This window comes from Glycocaulis sp. (genome assembly GCF_052168375.1).
Taxonomy (GTDB): Bacteria; Pseudomonadota; Alphaproteobacteria; order Caulobacterales; family Maricaulaceae; genus Glycocaulis.
Map to the genome: position 1 here is coordinate 1 of NZ_JBQLZR010000305.1, position 3,708 is coordinate 3,708.

Below are 3,708 nucleotides of genomic sequence, written 5' to 3' on the forward strand. Positions count from 1 at the left end.
GGGCGGCAATAAGGCGGATGCGCGCGTCCTCCGGTCCGCACGGGCCTGCTGCTGCCCTCGCAATTTCAACCACTTAAGCTCGCATCTGCAGCAAGATGAACGGTGGATGAACGCGATCTGACTGTAATTGTTGGCCTTTTCTCGCCTCATTCAGGATTAATTTTCAGCAAACTCCGCCTCTATCCCTGTGAACGTGCCGGTCAGATCGACCGGATGGCCAGCGCAAGGGACGCGCCGGCCCAATCAGCGGGCGGGGAGAATTCCGATGATTATCGACCTTGTGGCAGGCACGCGCCCTGAAGTGGTCAAGCTGGCGCCGGTCTATGCGGCGCTGCGCCAGATGCCGGGGGTTACGCCGCGCTGGATCGCCACCGGCCAGCACGGTTTTCTGGCCGATCAGGCACTGGAGGTTTTCGGTATCGAACCGGACCTTCGCCTCGCGCTCGACTGGGACCGCTCGTCCCTGCCCTCGCTGACGGCACGGCTGATGGAAAATCTGGGCGTCCACTTTACCGCCAGCCCGCCCGACTATGTCCTGGTGCAGGGCGACACCGCGACGGCCTTCTCGGCGGCGCAGGCGGCCTTCCTGTCGCGCATCCCGGTCGGCCATGTCGAAGCGGGCCTGCGCTCGGCCGATATCAGCTCGCCCTTTCCTGAAGAAGGTTTCCGCCAGCTGATCGCCCGCGTTGCAAAGGACCACTTTGCCCCGACCGCCGGCGCTGCACGTAACCTTTATCGCGAAGGGCTCGACGCCGGTCAGGTGCGTGTCACCGGCAATACGGTTGTCGATGCCGTGACGCAGATTGCCGAGCTGACCCAAGCGCCCGAAATCCTGTCTGAAGCAGCGCCGGGCGCGCGCATCATTCTCGTCACCGTTCACCGCCGGGAGAACTGGGACGAAGGCGCGAAGAATATCTGCAAGGCAGTTCTGCGCCTGCGCGATGCCTATGAGAACGTCCATTTCATCGTGGCAACCCACACCAATCCGCGGGTTCTGGGGCCGGTGACCGAAGCCCTGGCAGGGCAGGAGCGCATCACGCTCAGCGACCCGCTGGCCTATCCCGATTTCATTGGCGTGCTGAAACGCGCCTACATGGTCCTGTCGGACTCTGGCGGCGTCCAGGAGGAGGCTCCCAGCTTCGGCGTGCCGGTCCTGGTCTTGCGAGACACGACCGAGCGCATGGAAGCTGTCCGCGCCCGCGTCGCCAAGCTCGTCGGCTCCAACACTGACCGGATCGTGCGCGAAGCCTCGCGCCTCCTCTCGGTGCCGCGGATCCGCGCGCGCATGGGTATTGCCCGCAACCCGTTCGGCGATGGCCGCGCCGGCCAGCGCATCGCAAAACTTATCGCAGGCGAGGTCAAACCGGCCGCGCGCCGCGTGGCTCGCACAATTGCGGACAAACCGGAGAGCCGTGTGTTAACGTCCGTTAAGGCTGCCTGAGGCGGGGCACTGGAGGGGGACCTGCCGCAAGATCGCAAAAGCGGCAGCTTGAGGGGAAGGTGCAGGGATGGAATGGCTGACGATAATGATCGCAGCGGCCGGGGGGCTGGCAGGCGGATTTGAAACCTGGCTTGGTGATCCGGCGACCCGCGAAGGCTTCGGTGAGGCGGTCCGGATCTACTGGACCGTGCTGTCCTGGGCCACGGTCTACGCCGCCCTCGTCATCTTCGTTTCCTCGGTCGATGACACGTTTCTCGACCTCTATTACTGGGTGCTGACGGCCCAGAACCTGATCTTGCGGCCTTTCCGCCGCATCCCTTCCGTCGAAAAGCTGCGTGCCTTGCCCGAAAAGCGGCTCGCCATCCTGATACCGGCCTGGCAGGAAGCCGATGTGATCGCGCGCATGGTCGATCACACCATCGAGGAGCTCGATTACAAGGCCTATGACATCTATATCGGCGTCTATCCCAATGACGCCGACACGATCCGCGAGGCCGACGCGCTGGTAGCGCGCCATGCCAATGTCTACCGCGCCAATGTCGGTCATCCCGGCCCCACCTCCAAGGCGGACTGCCTGAACTGGATCATCCAGAACGCCATCGCGCGCGAGGCCGATACCGGCAAGCGCTACGAAGCCTTCGTCATGCATGACAGCGAGGATGTGATCCATCCGCTGTCCTTCAAGGTCATGAATGCCTGGCTGGATCGCGCCGACATGGTCCAGCTGCCCGTTCTCTCCATGCCGCGTCCCTGGAACGCGCTGGTCGCCGGCCACTACATGGACGAATTCGCCGAATGGCATACCAAGGACCTTGTCGCGCGCGCCCACATGACCCGTCAGGTGCCGTCAGCCGGCGTCGCAACGGCGCTCTCGCGCCGTGTGCTGGACCTGCTCAATGCCGAGCGCGACAACCTGCCCTTCAACACGGACAGCCTGACCGAGGACTATGATATCGGGCACCGGCTCTATGAGGCGGGCTTCAAGTCCAGCTTTGTGCGCTATTTCGCCCGCGTTCGCGTGACGACCCCTGAGGGCAAGCGCCGGGTACGCCGCGAGCTGGTCTGCACGCGCGAATTCTTCCCTGACAAGATGAGTGTCTCGGTAAAGCAGAAATCGCGCTGGATGCTGGGTATTTCCTTCATGGGCTGGCGCCAGCTCGGCTGGACCGGCCCGCTGGTCCACCGCTATTTCCTCTACCGCGACCGCAAGGCCATCTGGACCGCGCCGACGGGCATGCTGGCCTATTTCATCGTCATCCAGTGGGCGCTCTACTGGTTCATCTCCGCAACCGTGCCGGAAGCGGGCGGCCTGCCGCCCCTGATAGACCCGCAAAGCTGGGTCTGGGCCATCGTGCTGATCAATTTCTGGTTCCTGGTGAACCGTGTGGCCCACCGCCTGATCTTCACCGGTACCACGCACGGGCTGAAATACACGGTGCTGGCTCCGGTGCGCATGGTGGTCGGCAATTATATCGGCTTCCTCGCGGCGGCCCGGGCCTCGCGCCGCTGGATCGTCCATCTGGTGACCGGTCAGGCCATCACCTGGGACAAGACCATGCACGCCTACCCCTCGCTGGAGGAAATCCGCCGGGCGCAGGCGAGCTTTGCCTGGCATGAACAGCCCGAAAAGGGGCGCACCTTGCCCGAAAGCCTCACCGCTGCGGTAAACCATTCCCCGGCGCAAATGGCCGCAACGCCAGACCGGGTGCCGGACATTGTGCCCGCCCCGCCGGCGCCCGCCCTTACCCACACCTTCAGCCTCAATGCCGCGATCACGGCACTGGAGGCGCGAAAGCCCGACGCCGCACCCTTGCCCCGAATCCGGGAGACGACGCCATGACCACGATGCGCACCCGCCTCAATCGCTGGCGGATCAATTCCGCCCTCGCGCTGCTGAGCGCAGGCCTGATGTTTGAATCCGGACCCGATCTCGACAGGGCCGTTGCCGCCTTTGCCAGCGATGGACAGGACGCGCCCTGCGACTACGAGGCCGTGCGCGTCGCCGCGATCAATGAAGGCACGGCGCAAGGCTGGATACGGGCAGGGGAGTGCGCAATTGCGCTGGGCGACCCTGCGACCGCTACAGAAGCCTTTGCCTATGCGGAATCCATTGGCGGTCTGGATGCGCCAGAGCGCCTCTACGTGCTGCAATCCATGGGCTATCAGGCAGAAGCCGCAGGCGATTTCAATCGCGCCCGCTGGGCCTGGAGCGTGGCGGCAAACCTCTCGCGCTCGGCCAGCGATGCCTTGCGCGCGGCGCGGGCCAT

General features: G+C 64.5%; 2 protein-coding genes and 1 pseudogene. All 3 read left to right on the forward strand.

Annotated features, from left to right (window positions below; genetic code table 11):
* Positions 1-265: 265 nt before the first annotated feature.
* Complete coding sequence (gene wecB, locus ACTS2Z_RS12355; protein ID WP_442573515.1) at positions 266-1,441, forward strand: non-hydrolyzing UDP-N-acetylglucosamine 2-epimerase; 1,176 nt, start codon at positions 266-268, stop codon at positions 1,439-1,441.
* Between the two features lie 67 nt (positions 1,442-1,508).
* Positions 1,509-3,281: a glycosyl transferase family protein gene (locus ACTS2Z_RS12360; RefSeq protein WP_442573516.1), complete on the forward strand. Its 1,773-nt coding sequence runs from the start codon at positions 1,509-1,511 to the stop codon at positions 3,279-3,281.
* Positions 3,278-3,708 (forward strand): annotated as a pseudogene (locus ACTS2Z_RS12365) (hypothetical protein); the annotation flags it as partial. The gene ACTS2Z_RS12360 and the pseudogene ACTS2Z_RS12365, both read left to right, overlap by 4 nt.

Coding starts and splice junctions, on each gene's coding strand:
- wecB (WP_442573515.1), top strand. CDS start 266: ATGATTATCGACCTTGTGGCAGGCACGCGCCCTGAAGTGGTCAAGCTG.
- ACTS2Z_RS12360 (WP_442573516.1), top strand. CDS start 1,509: ATGGAATGGCTGACGATAATGATCGCAGCGGCCGGGGGGCTGGCAGGC.